The sequence below is a fragment of the Edwardsiella ictaluri ATCC 33202 genome, from assembly GCF_000264785.1.
GTDB classification, from domain to species: domain Bacteria; phylum Pseudomonadota; class Gammaproteobacteria; order Enterobacterales; family Enterobacteriaceae; genus Edwardsiella; species Edwardsiella ictaluri.
On the sequence record NZ_AFJI01000096.1, the window covers coordinates 1 to 17,013 of the forward strand.

Genomic DNA, 17,013 nt, shown 5'->3' on the forward strand with positions numbered 1-17,013 from the left:
CAGTTCGAAAGAGCCATCACGATCACGCGGCGTGCGTAGTTCCAGAGGGCCATCACCGGTGGTAACGGTCTTTGTGGAATAGCCATTGCGGGAGTTGGCACCCGGTTTAGGCTGATTTTTATCGTAGCCCAGATGGTGGGACATTTCGGCGTTGAGAGCCGCCTCAACGCTGATTTTCTTCAGCAGGCGATCGAACTGACTGAGATCGTCAGGGGTTTTGAGATTTTTGGCCAGTTCGTTAGCCAGAGCCTGCAACTGTTTTTCGTTCATAAAGTAACCTGCTTTTGATGTTGGATTGAACATATCAAAATCAGGCAATTACACAAATTTATGTACAGGCTCCAACATGCCGCATCAATCCGTATGTTGACCGCTGCAACAAAGAGGTCAACGTGGTCGGCGAATGTATTCGCTACAAAATTACCCCATTACATTAGACTTTATCCATAGTGCCAAACGGAATGGATTACCGCTGGAGTCATTGATTACCCATCGTTTCCCTCTGGATAAACTGGCAGGCGAAGATCCGATAGGAGGCATCAGGATCGTATATATCGTACAATAAAACCGTTAAGGCGTACGTTAAATTACCGTAACACCCAATGACGCAAAGCGCCTCAGCGTTTCTTCATTCATTAAACCATCATTCGCGACGTACTTGACCTGCGACCAGTCGGCCATATTGTAGGGGCTACGTCGCCCGAATTTACTGCTGTCAGCCAGCAGAACCGTCTTTTGCGAGACATCAATCATCGTCCGTTTAGTCATCGCGTTCAGCTCGCTATTTTCCCACAGACCGGTGAGCAGATTTACGCCAAAGCAAGATACGAAACTGATGTGAATATGCTGACTGCGGAAATTACGTTGGGCCATATCGCCGATGAAATCGCCGTGGCGGTTACAGTAGTCACCGCCGGTGCAGATCACCTGGATGCTCGGACGCGTGCCGATCTCCTTCACCACTTCCATGCTGTTTGTCACCACTGTCAGGGGCATATCGGGAAGCAAACGTGCAAGAAACCAATCGCTGCTACTGGCATCCAAACCAATGGTCATATAGCGTTCTACCATCGCCAATGCCTTGCGTGCCATGATATTTTTAGCATCTGTATGTTCGTTGCGCCGTTTTTTAAACAGCTCGCCAAGATCTTCTTGTTGCAACGTCCGGGCACCACCGTGCATGCGCACCAACCGTCCCATTTTTTCCAGCCAGGCCAGATCACGGCGTACGGTTTCCACGGATATGTGAAATTGATTGGCCAGTTGCCCAACCGTCACCGAACGCACCTGATTGACTGCATTCACGATCTGCTGACGACGAATATGATTTTTCACATTGGCGATCCTCTCCCGGGCACTCGCCATTGCATGATATGTTGGCACAATTTTAATTAACAGTATTTTTTAAACACTAACTAGCTAATAAAGTTACATTTTCTATTGAAGATACCCAATGGCGTGCCAGCTTGTTCTGACTTGCGTATCTTGGTTGTCCCAAGCTTCAGCGAAGGTGTCCAGCACCATCAATGCAGCGGCCACTGTCGATATTTGATTACAATTTTCAGCCCACCAGGCTTTTTATCCTTCCTGTCTGCGGGATTGCACCTGTTTTTTAACCCATCCAGCAGTGATGGCGTGATACAACCGCTCACCGATAACCATGGCCAGTCGATGGCATCCACTCCTCGCAGACACGCAATCCATCCTGCCAGAACCGTTCCCCCTCCGGCATCACACCACTCCTGAAAGCTGACGTGGGCAGGGTAAGTTTATGTCTGGCCGTACGGTGCTGAACGCATCATCCCATAATCTCCTCACTTCAGGTGTTGACCGTAGTTACGGATTGCAGCACGGGCGACAGACTGCTACCAGCTAAGCAACCGGGAGCCTCTGTCATGGGTCATCTTATCCCCATCGTTTTACCCCCTCATCGCCAGCTGGACAGCGACTTTGACATCCTCGAACACATGGAGCCGACGACCATCTTCGACAGGGTCACCGACTCCCCTGCCTTTCTCGACGGACTGACAACTGAACCCCATCACATAGGTGAATTCCGCAGCACACGCCAACGGGGGATGTCGTACGCGTTTGACTATATCGCTCGCCATACCAATCCACACCGAATCAGGGGCATGTTCAGCAATATCCTTAGCCTGTTCTCGGGGGGATCGCTGAATCAGAACTGCGTGATCTGCAGTAAGGCCGTAGAAAAGAACCTCGCCGCGCTGGAGTGTGGTATGCCCAATGACTTTTGGGTCGCGGGAAGCACCGTGCCGGGGGGGCTGCCGCAAAATGTGGCTCCGGAACACTACGTCAGCTTTGCTCTGAAGACCGATCAGCCACTCTCCAGCCAACTGCTGCAGCGCAGTCAGGAGGGAAGCCGAAACATCATCATGGTAGCGGTTCGGGGCAAAGCCGTTTCCCACGCCATAAACCTGGTACGCACCGATATGGGCGCCATCGTGATCGACGGACAGTGCGGATTGCATTACAACCTTAACGCCATCAGGGATAGAGAGCGCTTCGACAAATACTATGGCCCGGGCAAAGGCGTCGTACAGATTTACCAAACCGGCGCCGCGCCCAAGGCGCCCGATATTGACGACAGCGCGCTGCGGGAGGATTGGGCGGAGGCTGACACGCCTCCAGACGATGACAAGAAGCAGACCTACGACGCAGTCCCTCAGCAGATTATCGGGGACTACTTTCGCTAACTACGGCGCCCTGTGAAAAAAATGGCTACCCGAGATAGAGCCAGCGCACGACGGTGGGGAGATGCAGATGGGCGATCACCATCATCCTTGTTATGTCACTGCGCGAAGCATCGCCTAGAGATCACCCAGTATATCGATCGCCGTCTCCGCGATCTGCTTCTGCCGGAGCTCATGCTCCGCCATCGACGCATGAGCCTGCAGATGCGCCAGAATATTCCCACTGTTTACCTCCAGCCCATGCTGGTGCAAACGGATCACCGCCAGCCCAATCAGTTGACAGGCTTCATTGAACAGCAACGCGTCTTTCATTACACGACCTCGCCAAACAGGAATCAGTCCGGGTGTCTTCCCCCATTCTGGGCTGCCGGAGATACGCGGCCGCCATCGGAAGACGTTAACCTAACCTATCACACCCCTGCCCGCATCGACAGTACCTGTGCCATTTCCGCTGCCGTCAGTGGCATTGACTTGACCATGCGGCAACGGCTCTGTCGCATAGGATTAGCTGAGGGGAGCCCAGCGCCCAAAGAGGGAAAGCGGGCTACACTTAACAGGCAGGACCATTACTTTACTTTTGTCTAAAAAACAGGAGATTGTATGTACAAGACCATTCTGGTTTCCATCGACCTCACTGAAGATAACATATCCAGACTGGTGATCCCGCACGTAGAAACCCTCGCCAGACTGGAGGACGCTCATATCCATTTCCTGGCCGTGCTGCCGAAGCTGAGCAGTTTTTATGGTATGGAGTCGTTACCGGTCGGCCACTATTCGTCAGAAAAGGATCGCCTACAGCATGCCGAGGCTGGACTACAGCAGATGGCCGCCCGGTTTAACCTGCCTGATGATCGCACCCACTGTACTATTGCCATCGGCTCGCCGCGCGATTGTATCCTGCTGCTTGCAGAGGAGATCGGCGCCGATCTTATCATCGTCGCCTCACATCGCCCTGATATTACCACCTATCTATTCGGATCGACGGCCTCTTCGGTCGCACGACACGCGTCTACGGCCGTACTGGTCGTCCGCTGATCCCTCTCTTCGCGGGTGTCATGCCGGCTTGCCGCTAAGGCCCCCGGCCATCCTCTGCCGCCAGGGGGAATTCCCCCTTGGCGCAGGGGCGAAAATTTGCCATCATAACTCCCACACACAGCGTTTACATTTTAGCGATACCGCAGGGTGTCGCATTGCGTCGGGTTCTGCCCTGCGCCACTTATTTGATTATTTATTAGGTTACACATGCATCCCGAAATCTGGTCGTTTATTAAAACGGCCTACGGCATCGGCGTACTTTTTTGTGCGTTTGTGACGTTTTTTGCCACGAAAGATCCCTCCATGAAAATACGCCTGCTGTCAGCCATTATGGTAGGGCTGACCTGGCCAATGAGCTTTCCGCTGGTATTGCTCTTCTGGCTCTTTATGTAGACCCGATCAGGCCGCACGACGCAGAGCCGGCGGGGCGTTCGCCTGTGGCGCCGCTGGCGGCGATACCGCCGCCGGGCGGAAGATATAGTCCAGGATCGCGCGGGTGACCGGTGCCGCCGTCACGCCGTCCCCGCCGCCGTTTTCCAGGATCACCGCCATCGCAATGCGCGGGTGGGGATACGGGGCGAATACCGTATAGAAGATATGGTCGCGCAGCCTGACCGGGATCATCCTGGCGTTATAGACCTGATTCTGCTTCAGGCCGAAGACCTGTGAGGTCCCTGACTTACCGGCAATTTGATAGGGCGCCGTATGAAAATACTTATATCCGGTGCCGTTAGGATCGTTAGCCATACCGTACATCCCGCGTTTGACGATGTCCCAGATCGGCGACGTCTGGGTGGCGATTTGCTTAAAGTGGCTCTGGCGGTAGGGCACGACCTGCTGGCCGCGGCGGACGGCGTACAGCAGGTGCGGCGTCACCACTTTGCCGTTGTTAATCAGGATCCCCAGCGCTTTCACCATCTGAATCGGCGTCGCCGTCCAATACCCCTGCCCGATGCCGACGGATACCGTATCCCCCTGGTACCAGGGCTTATGATGCACCCGCATCTTCCAGTCGCGATCGGGTAAGACCCCACGTGCCTCTTCATCCAGATCGATGCCGGACAGCTGACCGTAGCCAAACTGGCTCATCCACTGGTGGATGCGATCGATCCCCATCTCATAGGCAACCTGGTAAAAGAAGGTATCCGCCGACTCCTCAATGGCCTTCACCACATTCAATATCCCGTGCCCGCTCTTCAGCCAGTCTCGGTAACGGCGCTGGGTACCGGGCAGCGTCCAGGTCGGGGCGCCGAAGAAGGTCGTCTGCGGGGTGATCACCCCCGCCAGCAGCGCCGCGCTGGCCATATAGGGTTTCACCGTCGAGGCCGGAGGGTAGATCCCCTGGGTCACGCGGTTAATCAGCGGCAGCGCCGTATCATGCAGCAGCGCGCTATAGGCCTTATAGGAAATCCCGTTAACGAAGGGGTTGGGATCGTAGCTGGGACTGGAGACCATGGCCAGAATGCCGCCATCGCGCGGATCCATCACCACCACCGCCGCCCGCTGCCCTTTCAGTACCCCCTCAATATATTGCTGTAGCGGCAGATCCAGTGTCAGATACAGGCTGGCGCCGGCGTGGGGCGGCTGCTCTTTCAAAGAGCGCACTATCCGCCCGTGACTGTCAACCTCGACCTCTTGACTGCCGGTCTTGCCGTGCAGCAGCGATTCGTAATAACGCTCGATCCCCTGTTTACCGATATCGTGGTCGGCGGCATAGTTTTCCCGCTGTCCTTCGGCATCAAGGCGCTGCAGATCGCGATCGTTGATTTTAGACACATAGCCAACCACATGCGCCAGCTGTGCGCCATAAGGATAATAACGCTGCTGGTAGGTCGAGAGCATCACCCCGGGAAAAGCAAATTCGTTGACCGCAAACCGGGACACCTCGCGCTCAGTCAGCCCCTCTTTCAGGGTAACCTCGGCAAAACGACGTGCGTGTTTCATCGCCTGATGAAAATCGGCAATCTCCTGAGGCGTCAGGTCCAACAACGGTGTCAGCGCCGTCAGCGTCTGATCAAGATGGGGGATCTTCCCCGGCACCAGCGAAATCTGGTATAGCGTCTGGTTTTCCACCAGCGGCGTACCGTGGCGATCGTAAATCAGCCCGCGCACCGGCGACACTGGCAGAGTTTTGATGTCGTTCGCATCCGAACGGGTCTGATATGCGGCGTGCTCCTGCACCTGAAGGTGGTATAGGTTAACGACCAGTACAGTGAAGCACAGGAGCACCAGTACCAGCGCAATCAGCGTGCGGCGCAGAAACAGCGCCGACTCGGCACCATGATCGCGAATGGCGTCTTTTAACAAATTCATGCAAATGGGGACACGGGCGGCATGCGCAGACGCCGGGCGACTGCGATACGGCATATCAAGTAACCTAAACCGTTAGGTTACGCATAAAATGCAGCCCGGCCAACCGCCCGGTTGCTAATCTTATGGCTGCATTGTTTCAGAATATAAAATATGACGCAAAATGTGACAGGGTGGGAATGGCCCAAAGATAGCCCGACCATCAGACCATCTTTGGTGCAGCGCCAGGATTACACTTTCGGATTGGGGCCATAGGCATTGCTGTCACGTTGGCTGTCAGACAGGGTAAAGATCAGCAGCACCAGCCAGCCGATCAGCGGGATCAGGCCAATCAGCGCCCACCAGCCGGTGCGGCCAATATCATGCAGACGGCGCACCAAAACTGCAATGGATGGAATTAATACCGCCAGACTATAGAGGATGGTCAGGAGCCCCTCCCCATTTTCAAACGTCCAGCCCAGCGCCTTTTGCACCATAGCCAGCACGATGGAAATAATGCAGTTAATCAGGACGAACCACCAATATTCTTTGCGGCGCGCCCGACCAGAAAATACAAAGTAATTTTTGAGAACCTTCAGATACCAGTCCATTATCATGTCCTTATTACGCATCTCAGCTGCAATGAATTACCATACTTCTTTACTATTATGGAATTGATAGGAGCATTAATCCAGAATCACCGGACCTTTTCCCCAGTGGCTGTACGCAAAAGAAACGTCTCTCTTCCAGGCGACCACGCCCCACACTGCAGTATGCAGAAGTTTAAAAAAGTGCATACTTTTCCTGTTCTAAATCATATTTACCCGCCGGGGGGTTTGCTATAACTCTTCCCGCTGCGCGGTATACCCGATTCACCGTGTGCACATGTAGCGACAGTGACGTCGCGATGACGAAGTAAACAACAAAAAATCTGGGAATATAATGATGAATATCGGCCAAATTACACTACTTTCCTGCGCCCTGACGCTCTCCATGCAAGCCCCGTTGATGGCCGCCGGACCGTCAACGGCATCCCATACCCTGAAAATGGCCATTGGCGCCGAGCCTACGGAAGGTTTTGATCCGATGCTGGGCTGGAGCCACGGCAGCTATTTCCTGCTGCACGCCCCCCTGCTGCGCCAAAAACCCGATATGAGCTGGGACAATCTGCTGACAGAAAAGATCAGCACCAGCGACGATGGCAAGACGTGGATACTGACGCTGAAGCCAGATCTGAAGTTCTCCGATGGCTCGGCCCTGACCGCCGAGGATGTGGTATTTACCTACAATAAGGCAGCACAGAGCGGTGGCAAGATCGATATGGGCAACTTCAGCCAGGCGCACGCCCTGGATGATCGCCGCATTGAAATCACACTGAGCGCGCCGCAGAGCACCTTTGTCAACGTGCTGGGCTCACTGGGCATCGTTCCCAGCGACAACTACAACGCCAAAACCTTCGCCAAGCAACCCATCGGCGCCGGCCCCTATCGCTTGGTCAGCTTTCAGCCCGGTCAACAGCTGATCGTTGAGGCCAACCCCTACTACACGGGGAAGAAAAACGACTTCAATCGCCTGGTCTTCGTCTTCCTGGATGAAGACAACGCCTACGCCGCTGCCCAGAGCGGACAACTCGATCTGGTACGTATTGCTCCCTCTATGGCCGTAACGCCCCAGCAGAAAAACCTGAAACTGTGGGTGCGTGACAGCGTAGAAAACCGCGGTATCGTCTTCCCCATGGTGCCCGCCGGTAAAAAAGATGCCGAAGGCAATCCGATCGGCAATGATATCACCGCCGACGTCGCTATCCGTCGTGCCATCAACTACGCCATCAACCGCCAGCAGCTGGCTGATACGCTGATGGAGGGTCATGCCATTCCTGCCTACAGCGCCGTACAGGGACTGCCGTGGCAAAATCCGGATATTGCCTTTAAGGATGGCGATATCGCCAAAGCCAAGGCTATCCTGGACCAGGCGGGGTGGGTGCCGGGCAAAGACGGCATACGTGAAAAGAGTGGCCAGGCCGCCCGTCTGACCCTGTGGTACGCCAGCGGTGACAGCACCCGTCGCGACATCGCCGAGGCCGTGCGCGCCACGCTGCAGCCGCTGGGGATCGCCATCACCCTGAAATCCGGCAGCTGGGAAACTGTTGAGCGCAATATGCACGCCAACCCGACCCTGTTCGGCTGGGGTAGCCTGGATCCCATGGAGCTGTATCACCACTACAGCGGAAAAGCCGCCGGCGTGGAGTACTATAACCCTGGCTATTACAGCAATCCGGCGGTCGAACGCCATCTGCAGCAGGCAGTGGACGCCCCTGACTGGCGCAAGGCGCTGCCGTTCTGGCAGCAGGTCGAATGGGATGGGCAGCAGGGCGCCGGTGTCCAGGGCGATGCTGCCTGGGCCTGGCTGCTGAATATACAGCACACCTATCTGGCCAACCCCTGCATCAATCTGGGTAAAGGTGCTCCTGAGATTCACGGCAGCTGGTCGCTGTTGAACAATCTGGATGACTGGACCTGGACCTGCCGTTAATGATGCGTCTGCTTGCCCCACTGCTGCGGCTGGCTTTACTTCTGGTGCTGGTGGCTGCTGGCACCTTTTTACTGCTCAGCTTTTCACCGGTCGATCCCATCCGGGCCTATATCGGTAACGATCTGCTGCACGTTCCACCGCAGCAGTACGCCCGGATCGCTGCCCGCTGGGGGCTGGATCAGCCGCTGTGGCAACGCTTTGGCCACTGGTTCATGCGTCTGCTGCAGGGTGACCTTGGTTACTCCATGCTGTTTAACGCCCCGGTCGCCAGCGTGATCGGAGAGCGCTTTGTCACCTCATTCGCCCTGCTCGCCGGCGCCTGGGTGCTTTCCGGCTTCTCCGGCATCGGGCTGGGCTGCCTGGCCGGTCGTTACCTGAATCGCTGGCCAGATCGACTGATCTGCCGCCTGAGCTACCTGCTATCCTCTCTGCCGACCTTCTGGATAGCGCTGCTGCTACTGGCACTCTTTGCCGTGTACTGGCCACTGCTGCCGGTATGCTGCGCCTGGGAGCCCGGCGGCAATGCCGCCAGCGCAGGCTGGTCCGAACGACTGCGCCATCTGGTACTGCCGGTCTGCGCCCTCAGCCTGCTGGGGATGGGGCAAATCGCCCTGCATACCCGGGAGAAAATCGCCAGCGTCATGGCCAGCGACTTTGTCCGCTTTGCCCGTGCGCAAGGCGATCGCGGCTGGTCGCTGCTGCATAGTCAGGTACTGCGTCACGCGCTCACTCCGGCGCTGTGCCTGCAGTTTGCCTCTCTGGGCGAGCTGCTCGGCGGCGCCCTGCTGGCAGAAAAGGTATTTGCCTATCCCGGGCTGGGGCAGGCGACGATCGACGCCGGTCTGCGCGGTGATGTTCCCCTGCTGATGGGAATCGTCCTGTTCAGTACCCTGCTGGTCTTTATCGGCAATAGCCTATCGGCCTGGCTGATCCGCCGCATGAACCGCGCTCTGGAGCGACCCGATGCTGTATAACCCTGCCCCTACGCTGGCGCGTCTGTTTATCGCCTCATTTTTGCTGCTGCTGATCGCCGGATATGCCTCTACCTCACTGGATCAGGCGCTGACGATCGACCTGCTGGCACGCCATCAGCCACCCAGCGCCCTCCACTGGTTCGGAACTGACAATATGGGGCGCGACCTGTGGCTACGCAGCTTTCAGGGCGCCCTCACCAGCCTGCAAATCGGGACCGGTGCCGCGCTGTGCAGCGGGATTATCGCGCTCCTGATGGCGGCCTTATCCCAGCTGCACCCGCGCCTGGATACCCTGATGCGTCTGCTCACCGACACCATGCTCGCACTGCCGCACCTGCTGTTGCTGATCCTGATCTGCTTTACCCTCGGCGGCGGCAAGAGCGGCGTCATCATGGCCGTCGCTCTGACGCACTGGCCGCGCCTGGCGCTGATCCTACGCGCCGAGGCTCAGCGCATAGCACACAGCGACTACCTGACGCTGGCCCGCTGTATCGGCAACGGCCCGCTCTACTGCTGGCGTCACCACTATCTCCTGGCCCTGCTGCCGCAGTGGCTCACCGGAACCCTGCTGATGTTTCCGCACGCCGTGTTGCACAGCGCGGCGCTCAGCTTCCTGGGCTTTGGCCTGGCACCGCATGAGCCGTCGCTGGGGCTACTGCTGGCCGATGCACTGCGTTTCATCAGCCACGGTAACTGGTGGCTGGTATTGTTTCCCGGCCTGATGCTGCTACTGCTGGTGCTGCTGTTCGATCAGTTTGCCCGCGCCCTGCAGCGACTGTGGCTAAGGAGTGAGTCATGCTAAGTTTTCACAACATCACCCTGGAGGCAGCCCACTACCGCTGGTATGGCGCCCGTTGCTGGTCTCCCCTGCTACAGGGAATAACCCTCGACGTCGCGCCCGGTGAGCTGGTAGCGCTGGTCGGCGGCAGCGGCGAAGGCAAGAGCCTGCTACTGCAGTGTGCGCTCGATCTGCTGCCCGTGAATCTGCGCAGCCACGGCACGCTGAGTCTGGACGGAAAGCCACTCTCCGCCGACGGGCGCCGCCGCCTGCGCGGCCATACCCTGTGCTATGTCCCGCAGGGCGTCTCCGCGCTCAACCCACTGCTCAATATCGAGCGACATCTGCAGCGTACCCGCCATCTGGCCGGTCAGCACTGGGATGCCGAGCAGGCCAGCGCGGTATTACGCCAAAGCCATCTCGATCCGACAACGGTGATGCACAGTTACCCGCGCCAGCTCTCCGGTGGTATGGCCAAGCGCGTGCTGGCTTGCCATGCCTCCCTCAGCCATGCCCGCTATATTCTGGCTGACGAAATCACCGCCTGGCTGGATGCGGCGCTGGCGCACCAGCTGCTGCGCCAGCTGCGACACCTGTGTAAGCAAGGCTGCGGCATTCTGTGGGTCACCCACGATCTGATGCTGGCGGCACAGCACGCCGATCGCATCGTCGCCCTGCACCAGGGCCAGGTCAGTGACAGCGTCAGCCGCGCGCAGCTGCAGCGCGGCGAAATCAGCGAGCGACTCATGCGCCAGTGGCAGGCGCTGCCGGAGCGCGGCACCCTATTTTCTGATCTGGAGCGTGCCCCATGCTGATCTGCCGGGATTTAACGGTCCACCAGGGGGGAAAATATCTGTGGCAAGGTCTGAACCTCAACCTACGCCCGGGAGAGCGCCTGGGGATCAGCGCGCCGAGCGGCTTTGGCAAAACCACCCTGGGACGGGTATTGGCCGGATGGCAAAACGCGGCCAGCGGTGTGCTGCAGGTTGACGGGGCACCGCTGCCGCTACATGGCTACTGCCCGGTACAGCTGGTTCCCCAGCATCCGGAGCTGACCTTTAACCCCTGGCGCAGCACCGGCGCCGCCCTGCAAGATGCCTGGCGTCCCGATGCGATAACGCTGGAGCATCTGCATATCCAACCCCATTGGCTACAGCGAAAGCCGGGCCAGCTGTCCGGCGGCGAGCTGGCCCGTATCGCCCTGCTGCGGGCGCTGGACCCACGCACCCGCTACCTGATAGCCGATGAGATCACCGCGCAGCTGGATCCGGCGATCCAGCGCGATATCTGGCGCTATCTGCTACAGGAGAGCCAGAGCCGTCCGCTGGGCATGATCATCTTCAGCCATCAGCAGGCGTTGCTGGATCAGATCTGTACCCGGATCATCACACTGCCACAGCGAGCGACAGCAACGGCCTAACCCCATCGATAGCGCCCTGACGATGACACAACGCCCGCACTGTGCGGGCGTTGTGTTTTCTGGCATTCGCACGCTTAACCCGGCGTTACAGTAGGCTGTACACCAGTGCAGAGAGTGCAATCAGCCCTATAAACAGTACGAAGGGGTTGCTGGGTGAACGGTACTTGCGCATCGCAGGGATGCGATGAATAGCGTACATGGGCAAAATAAACAGGATCACCGCAATCAGCGGCCCGCTGACCGTCTCAATAATGTGCAGCGCGCTCGGGTTTTGATAGGTCACCAGCCAGGTCACGAGAAACAGCACGATCGCCGCAATACGGCTAGTCACCTGAGAAGAGACAGAGCGCCCCACGCTGCGAAATACACCGTCAATCAGGCTGGTGGCTCCTTCCGTCACTCCCAGCGAGGTCCCCAGATAAGACTTGGACATTGCGAGGATCGCCATCACCGGTCCCAGATAGGCAATCAGCGGGTTGGCGAAACGGTTGGCCAGGCTCGACAGCACGGTAATATTCTGCTCCCTCGCGGCCAGCATATCCGCATGGGACAGACTCATCACACAGCTAAAGACGAAGAAAAGGATACTGACGCAAATCATAATATAACTATAGCGCATAATGCGTGCGCAGCGGCGCTCCGCCTGCTCGCCATACAGCTGACGCTGACTGGAGGCAAACGAGGAGATGATCGGCGCATGACTAAACGAAAACACCATCACTGGCACCGCCAGCCACAGCGAACGCCACAGCGCGGGATCGCCCAGAGAGGTCTGCCCCAGCCCGGAAAAGAAATGCGCAGGTTGCCAGTACGGGATCAGGTACAGCGAGATCCCCATTAAAAACAGGATCAGCGGAAATACCAGCACCCCCATGGCGGCCACAATAGCCTCTCGCCCAGTGCGCAGGATCAGCGCCAACAGAGCGACCACGCCAAAGCTCAGCCACAGGCGCGACGGCGGCGCCACATGAAACTGATTGATCAAAAAGCTCTCCAGCGCATTGGCAATAGAGATGCTGTAAACCAGCACGATAGGAAAAAATGCCAGTAAATACAGTACCATAATCCCCTTTCCTGCCAGTGTGCCAAAGTGCTCCTCTACCACATCGGTAATATCGCCATCGCGACGGCTGCCGGACAGCACCAGACGGCACAGCGCCCGGTGGGGTAAGTAAGTCAGCGGGTAAGCCAGCAGCGCCATCAGGATTAGCACCAGCGGCCCGTTCAGGCCGGCGTTAATCGGTAAAAATAGCGTCCCCGCCCCCACGGCGGTGGCATACAGTCCAAACATCCAGACAGTATCGTTTTTATTCCAGCGGGACAGCCGCGTACCGGCGTTTTGCCCGACATCAGTGGAAAGTACGGTCATTAATTCGTCATACCTTGTTTATACGGACGATAGGCTCATGCAGACATCCTGTTCTGCCCGGAACACTGCCCCCTGCCGACGCGGCATTACCTTGGTAACAGGCGTGTTATCCCAGCGGCATTGACACAGCAAATGCGGAGGTAATACGGCGATGAGCGAAGGGTGGCAGAATAAGTGCGGGCACAATGATATAAAATTTTACGTAAGAAGTCACAAAAAGCAGGTTTTTCAGCATAAAAAACCACCATTCAAGAAGACTCAAACGGTTTTCTCGGGCGGTTCGGGGAGGATGACTGTGGTTAACCGACTAACGAATCGGGGCTAACCACAGTCAGGAGTGAGCCTGAATTAACGCGCCATTGCCAGATAGGCGGTATTGACTTTCCACAGATAGCGCGGTGCCTGAGCGGCCGGGTGACGCTTCTGAATATATTGGTAAAACTGTTTTGGCGTCATACGGTTAATTTTGGCAATTGCCGTATCACGATCGCGGGAGAAAGTCCGTAGCATCGCACCGGCCCCGTTGACATAGGCCACGATCATCGCATAACGCATGGTCTCGGAATTGGTGATCCCGGCCAGCTGCTGGTTCTTCAAAATATTCAGGTAGGCGGTACCCAGGTCGATATTGACTGCCGGATCCTTAAGCTCGCGGGTGGTCGGCTGACCGTAGCGTCCTTTCTTGCGATAGGCATCACGCCCGGCGGTCGAGGGCTTCAACTGCATGAGACCTATCGCGTTGGAGCGGCTTACCGCCCGGGGATCGCCACCCGACTCCACCTGAATGATCGCCTTAATCAGGGTCTCATCCACATTGTAGGTATTGGCCGCGCTGCGGATATAGGTTGAGAATGCCCCGTCATCCGCCGGATCCATCTCGGCCGAATCGCGTAAAAAACCTCCACCATGCTGATTAAGCGTTATCTTGGCTGGCGCCGGCATATGCTGTTTGGCACATCCGGCCAGCAGCAGCACAGCCAACATACAACCGAGTCGAATCTTCACCGTCACGGCACCTCTACTTTTACGTAAAAAATGAATTGGGGAATGGTGCCAGAAAAAAAAGGGGCATGGCTAGCTGATTTTTACGCTTTGTTGCTCCTTTCACCTTTTTGCATACATTTTTAGTCTATTCTTGAAAAGATCCGCAGATCCTCTGAGGTATGCCATGAGTCAATCCACTGTTGCCTGCTATATCGTCCACTTTACGGCGCTACCCAACGACGACGCAGTACACGCCGAGCTACGACGCGTACTGCAGCATGCAGGCTTCGCCACCATAGTGGCCGATGTTGACGGTATTCCCCATCACCTCGCGGCCGACTGCTATGCCCTGACCAGCGTGCAGGACAAGTCAGACGTCGAACGTCTGGCACAGGCACTGGGACAGCAGGCACTGGGCCAGACGCCCCAGGTGGAAGCACTGCTGTGCGAGGAGTACTTTACGGTGCTGCGTCAGGCCAGGGCGACGGCCCGGGGATCACGGCCATAATGCCTGAACGCACCACCCCGTCCGGTTATCCTGGCGCCGTACCACCCGTTGGCACGGTCAATCGTTTCTCTGCTCACGTCGAGGGGATCAACCATGTGGCAAGCCGTAAGCCGTCTGTTAACCAGCCATTTCAACAAAACCTTCACATTGTGTGAGCGTCAGGAGCTCCCCGGCGGTGCCGTACACCAGGCCTGGCGGATTGGTGATGGCGAGCACAGCGTGTTCGTTAAATGCGATACGCCTGACTTTCTACACAGCTTTCAGGCAGAAGCCGATCAGTTGGCACTGCTGGCGCACAGCGGCACGGTGCGAACCCCGGAGGTCTACGGCGTAGGCAGTGCGCGCGACGCAAGCTTTTTACTACTGGAGTATCTGCCGGTACGCCCGCTCGATGCCCACCATGCCTACCTGCTGGGACAGCAACTGGCGCGCTTACACCGCTGGAGCGAACAGCCACAGTTTGGCCTGGATACGGATAACCTGCTGGCAACATCACCCCAGCCTAACGCCTGGCAGCGGCGCTGGGCCAACTTTTTTGCCGAGCAGCGTATCGGCTGGCAGCTGCAGCTGGCGGCCGAGAAGGGGATTACCTTTGGCAATATCGATGAGATTGTCGAACGCGTGCGCTATCGCCTACAGGATCATCAGCCGCAGCCGTCGCTGCTGCATGGCGATCTGTGGCCCGATAACATGGGACTCAGCGCGGAGGGGGCCGTGCTGTTTGACCCCGCCTGCTATTGGGGCGACCGCGAATGCGATCTGGCGATGCTTCCGCACTATCCACAGCTGCCACCGCAGATTTACGATGGTTACCAGAGCATCTGGCCCCTGCCCACCGACTTTATCGCCCGCCAGCCTATCTACCAGCTTTACCATCGGCTGAATCAATGCAACCTGTACGGCGGATCGCACCTGGCTCAGGCTGAAAAAGCGATCGAAGCACTGGTGCAAGAGACGCCGGCATAGCCCCGGCCGACGCGCCCGGTCAACGCCGGGTGCGATCGGGCTATACCATCCCCAGCAAATGCAGCGCCAGGTAACCTAGCACCAGAATAATCAGTGGCAGCAGGTAGAGCGGAAAAATCTGCAGCAGAATGGCATGACGCGGGATAATAATGCGCTGCTCCAGCTGAGCACGGGTTTGCCCCGTTTCCCCTTTGGCCCGTTCGAGGATCAGGTGATCCTCAAGCCCCTCGCGGATATGACGGACCTGACGGCTCATACGCGCACCGGAAGCGCACAGCGCCATACCGACAAAAATCATCCAGTAAATCACTAAAAACAAAAAATTGGCGCCGCTCAGCCCTGCGTCCCCGCGCGGCAACGGCGAGTGCTGCCAGAAAAAATCCAGAAACGTCATATTGAAACGCACCATGTCAATCATGACATGCATAAAATCCAGCATTACCGCATTGATGCCCTGCTGCTTTTCACTGTGCTGGTATAAAAAGCCCAGCAGCGAAATCAGCGTCGACAGCAACGCGGGAATGAACACTATCCAACCTAAAAGACGCTTGGCTATCGCCACCCAGCCGGCCTGTTGATAGGTCATAGACTCCCCTTAACGCTCTGCAAATTCCCAATAAACATGCGCAGTCTACGTGCCCGTATCCGGCGACGCAATTCATCCTCTGCGCAGTATGGAGATTACCATTCCTGTCACATCATCTGCTTAAATAAAAAAATAGTGAATGATACAGTAGCCACTCTGACTTTCTGCCTGTCACCGTAAGGAGCCCTCATGAGTACCGGACGTATTACCAGCGCTATTTTCGACATGGATGGACTATTGATCGATTCAGAACCGCTGTGGCTGCGTGGTGAGCTGGAGGTGTTCAGCCAATTAGGGCTGAACGTACATGATGATGTGCCGGAAACCCTGGGGTTGCGCATCGATCAGGTCGTGCGGATATGGTATCTGCGCCAGCCTTGGCAAGGCCCCAGCCAGCAGGTGGTCTGCCAGCGCATTCTGGATCGGGTACTGGAGCTGGTGCGGGAGACCCGCCCGTTGCTGCCAGGCGTCGTGGGCGCGCTGCAGCTGTGTCGCACCCACGACCTGCACATCGGGTTAGCCTCTGCCTCCCCCCTCGCGATGCTGCAGGAGGTGCTCTCCCTGTTCCAGCTGGAGGAGTACTTCGACCACCTGATCTCTGCCGAACATCTTCCATACAGTAAGCCGCATCCCGACGTCTACCTGCGCGCGGCGCAGGCGCTGAACAGCGATCCGTTGGACTGCGTGACGCTGGAGGACTCCTTTAATGGCATGATCGCTGCCAAGGCGGCGCGCATGCGCTCCATCGTCGTCCCCGCCGCCATCTGTTTTGACGATCCGCGCTGGGCACTCGCCGACGTGAAGCTGCCCTCGCTGGCGCAGCTGAAAGAGAGCGATCTACAGCCCTGACCCCGCGCG

The 17,013-nt window shown here is 57.3% G+C and carries 19 protein-coding genes; 11 read left to right on the forward strand and 8 right to left on the reverse strand.

What is annotated here, in order from left to right:
- On the reverse strand, positions 1-270 hold a 270-nt coding region (locus EIEH_RS14510; RefSeq protein ID WP_035610067.1), incomplete at its 3' end, for a transposase.
- A gap of 312 nt (positions 271-582) precedes the next feature.
- Positions 583-1,335 carry a DeoR/GlpR family DNA-binding transcription regulator gene (locus tag EIEH_RS14515; protein WP_015871084.1) on the reverse strand — a complete coding sequence of 251 codons (753 nt, stop codon included), beginning with the start codon at positions 1,333-1,335 and terminating at the stop codon, positions 583-585.
- Positions 1,336-1,895: 560 nt separating this feature from the next.
- Between EIEH_RS14515 and EIEH_RS14520 the strand changes: the two genes are divergently transcribed.
- Entirely contained in the window at positions 1,896-2,717 is an 822-nt protein-coding gene (locus tag EIEH_RS14520; protein WP_015871082.1) for a hypothetical protein, read from the forward strand.
- Between the two features lie 114 nt (positions 2,718-2,831).
- Here the strand turns inward: EIEH_RS14520 and EIEH_RS14525 are convergent, their stop codons facing one another.
- Positions 2,832-3,026 (reverse strand): DUF2767 family protein, encoded by a 195-nt coding sequence (locus tag EIEH_RS14525; RefSeq protein WP_015871081.1) that lies wholly within the window; start codon positions 3,024-3,026, stop codon positions 2,832-2,834.
- A 288-nt stretch (positions 3,027-3,314) separates the two neighbouring features.
- On the opposite strand from EIEH_RS14525, the gene EIEH_RS14530 reads away from it, so the two are divergent.
- Both EIEH_RS14530 and EIEH_RS14535 read left to right on the forward strand, forming a co-directional pair.
- Positions 3,315-3,749: a universal stress protein gene (locus EIEH_RS14530; RefSeq protein WP_015871080.1), complete on the forward strand. Its 435-nt coding sequence runs from the start codon at positions 3,315-3,317 to the stop codon at positions 3,747-3,749.
- A gap of 207 nt (positions 3,750-3,956) precedes the next feature.
- Positions 3,957-4,142, forward strand: a complete 186-nt coding sequence (locus EIEH_RS14535; RefSeq protein WP_015871078.1) for a GhoT/OrtT family toxin — start codon at positions 3,957-3,959, stop codon at positions 4,140-4,142.
- Positions 4,143-4,148: 6 nt separating this feature from the next.
- Here EIEH_RS14535 and mrdA read toward each other — a convergent pair whose 3' ends face one another.
- Positions 4,149-6,062, reverse strand: a complete 1,914-nt coding sequence (gene mrdA, locus EIEH_RS14540; RefSeq protein ID WP_015871077.1) for a penicillin-binding protein 2 — start codon at positions 6,060-6,062, stop codon at positions 4,149-4,151.
- 227 nt (positions 6,063-6,289) lie between these two features.
- Positions 6,290-6,649 (reverse strand): DUF805 domain-containing protein, encoded by a 360-nt coding sequence (locus EIEH_RS14545; protein WP_015871076.1) that lies wholly within the window; start codon positions 6,647-6,649, stop codon positions 6,290-6,292.
- 331 nt (positions 6,650-6,980) lie between these two features.
- Between EIEH_RS14545 and EIEH_RS14550 the strand changes: the two genes are divergently transcribed.
- From EIEH_RS14550 to EIEH_RS14570, 5 genes are read left to right on the forward strand one after another with little or no spacing between them, the layout of a single operon-like run.
- Complete coding sequence (locus EIEH_RS14550) at positions 6,981-8,570, forward strand: ABC transporter substrate-binding protein (protein ID WP_081490051.1); 1,590 nt, start codon at positions 6,981-6,983, stop codon at positions 8,568-8,570.
- Complete coding sequence (locus EIEH_RS14555; RefSeq protein WP_015871073.1) at positions 8,570-9,544, forward strand: ABC transporter permease; 975 nt, start codon at positions 8,570-8,572, stop codon at positions 9,542-9,544. The genes EIEH_RS14550 and EIEH_RS14555 overlap by 1 nt, the downstream gene beginning before the upstream one ends.
- Positions 9,534-10,346 (forward strand): ABC transporter permease, encoded by an 813-nt coding sequence (locus EIEH_RS14560; RefSeq protein WP_015871072.1) that lies wholly within the window; start codon positions 9,534-9,536, stop codon positions 10,344-10,346. The genes EIEH_RS14555 and EIEH_RS14560 overlap by 11 nt, the downstream gene beginning before the upstream one ends.
- On the forward strand, positions 10,340-11,137 hold the full coding sequence (locus tag EIEH_RS14565) for an ATP-binding cassette domain-containing protein (protein WP_015871071.1): 798 nt from the start codon (positions 10,340-10,342) through the stop codon (positions 11,135-11,137). The genes EIEH_RS14560 and EIEH_RS14565 overlap by 7 nt, the downstream gene beginning before the upstream one ends.
- Positions 11,131-11,742, forward strand: coding sequence for an ATP-binding cassette domain-containing protein (locus EIEH_RS14570; protein WP_015871070.1), 612 nt, complete (start codon positions 11,131-11,133; stop codon positions 11,740-11,742). The genes EIEH_RS14565 and EIEH_RS14570 overlap by 7 nt, the downstream gene beginning before the upstream one ends.
- An 85-nt stretch (positions 11,743-11,827) precedes the next feature.
- Here EIEH_RS14570 and EIEH_RS14575 read toward each other — a convergent pair whose 3' ends face one another.
- Together EIEH_RS14575 and EIEH_RS14580 are read right to left on the reverse strand one after the other, a co-directional pair.
- Positions 11,828-13,111 (reverse strand): SLC5/6 family protein, encoded by a 1,284-nt coding sequence (locus EIEH_RS14575; protein WP_015871069.1) that lies wholly within the window; start codon positions 13,109-13,111, stop codon positions 11,828-11,830.
- A gap of 348 nt (positions 13,112-13,459) precedes the next feature.
- Positions 13,460-14,116: a transglycosylase SLT domain-containing protein gene (locus EIEH_RS14580; RefSeq protein ID WP_015871067.1), complete on the reverse strand. Its 657-nt coding sequence runs from the start codon at positions 14,114-14,116 to the stop codon at positions 13,460-13,462.
- Between the two features lie 163 nt (positions 14,117-14,279).
- Between EIEH_RS14580 and ghoS the strand changes: the two genes are divergently transcribed.
- Both ghoS and EIEH_RS14590 read left to right on the forward strand, forming a co-directional pair.
- Complete coding sequence (gene ghoS / locus EIEH_RS14585) at positions 14,280-14,603, forward strand: type V toxin-antitoxin system endoribonuclease antitoxin GhoS (RefSeq protein WP_015871066.1); 324 nt, start codon at positions 14,280-14,282, stop codon at positions 14,601-14,603.
- Positions 14,604-14,696: 93 nt separating this feature from the next.
- Positions 14,697-15,569 (forward strand): fructosamine kinase family protein, encoded by an 873-nt coding sequence (locus EIEH_RS14590; protein WP_015871065.1) that lies wholly within the window; start codon positions 14,697-14,699, stop codon positions 15,567-15,569.
- A 40-nt stretch (positions 15,570-15,609) separates the two neighbouring features.
- On the opposite strand, the gene EIEH_RS14595 is transcribed toward EIEH_RS14590, so the two are convergent.
- The gene (locus tag EIEH_RS14595; RefSeq protein WP_015871064.1) at positions 15,610-16,155 is read right to left on the reverse strand and encodes a YniB family protein; all 546 of its coding nucleotides are present in this window, start codon (positions 16,153-16,155) and stop codon (positions 15,610-15,612) included.
- Between the two features lie 189 nt (positions 16,156-16,344).
- Here EIEH_RS14595 and hxpB point away from each other — a divergent pair, with 189 nt between their 5' ends.
- Positions 16,345-17,004: a hexitol phosphatase HxpB gene (hxpB, locus tag EIEH_RS14600; RefSeq protein ID WP_015871063.1), complete on the forward strand. Its 660-nt coding sequence runs from the start codon at positions 16,345-16,347 to the stop codon at positions 17,002-17,004.
- Positions 17,005-17,013 lie beyond the last annotated feature (9 nt).

Bases quoted from the DNA above. Each gene is read 5' to 3' on its own strand.
- EIEH_RS14560 (WP_015871072.1), top strand. From the start codon at position 9,534: ATGCTGTATAACCCTGCCCCTACGCTGGCGCGTCTGTTTATCGCCTCA.
- EIEH_RS14565 (WP_015871071.1), top strand. From the start codon at position 10,340: ATGCTAAGTTTTCACAACATCACCCTGGAGGCAGCCCACTACCGCTGG.
- EIEH_RS14590 (WP_015871065.1), top strand. From the start codon at position 14,697: ATGTGGCAAGCCGTAAGCCGTCTGTTAACCAGCCATTTCAACAAAACC.
- ghoS (WP_015871066.1), top strand. From the start codon at position 14,280: ATGAGTCAATCCACTGTTGCCTGCTATATCGTCCACTTTACGGCGCTA.
- EIEH_RS14570 (WP_015871070.1), top strand. From the start codon at position 11,131: ATGCTGATCTGCCGGGATTTAACGGTCCACCAGGGGGGAAAATATCTG.
- EIEH_RS14555 (WP_015871073.1), top strand. From the start codon at position 8,570: ATGATGCGTCTGCTTGCCCCACTGCTGCGGCTGGCTTTACTTCTGGTG.
- EIEH_RS14575 (WP_015871069.1), bottom strand. From the start codon at position 13,111: ATGACCGTACTTTCCACTGATGTCGGGCAAAACGCCGGTACGCGGCTG.
- EIEH_RS14595 (WP_015871064.1), bottom strand. From the start codon at position 16,155: ATGACCTATCAACAGGCCGGCTGGGTGGCGATAGCCAAGCGTCTTTTA.
- hxpB (WP_015871063.1), top strand. From the start codon at position 16,345: ATGAGTACCGGACGTATTACCAGCGCTATTTTCGACATGGATGGACTA.
- EIEH_RS14520 (WP_015871082.1), top strand. From the start codon at position 1,896: ATGGGTCATCTTATCCCCATCGTTTTACCCCCTCATCGCCAGCTGGAC.
- EIEH_RS14525 (WP_015871081.1), bottom strand. From the start codon at position 3,026: ATGAAAGACGCGTTGCTGTTCAATGAAGCCTGTCAACTGATTGGGCTG.
- EIEH_RS14530 (WP_015871080.1), top strand. From the start codon at position 3,315: ATGTACAAGACCATTCTGGTTTCCATCGACCTCACTGAAGATAACATA.
- EIEH_RS14535 (WP_015871078.1), top strand. From the start codon at position 3,957: ATGCATCCCGAAATCTGGTCGTTTATTAAAACGGCCTACGGCATCGGC.
- EIEH_RS14550 (WP_081490051.1), top strand. From the start codon at position 6,981: ATGATGAATATCGGCCAAATTACACTACTTTCCTGCGCCCTGACGCTC.
- EIEH_RS14545 (WP_015871076.1), bottom strand. From the start codon at position 6,649: ATGGACTGGTATCTGAAGGTTCTCAAAAATTACTTTGTATTTTCTGGT.
- mrdA (WP_015871077.1), bottom strand. From the start codon at position 6,062: ATGAATTTGTTAAAAGACGCCATTCGCGATCATGGTGCCGAGTCGGCG.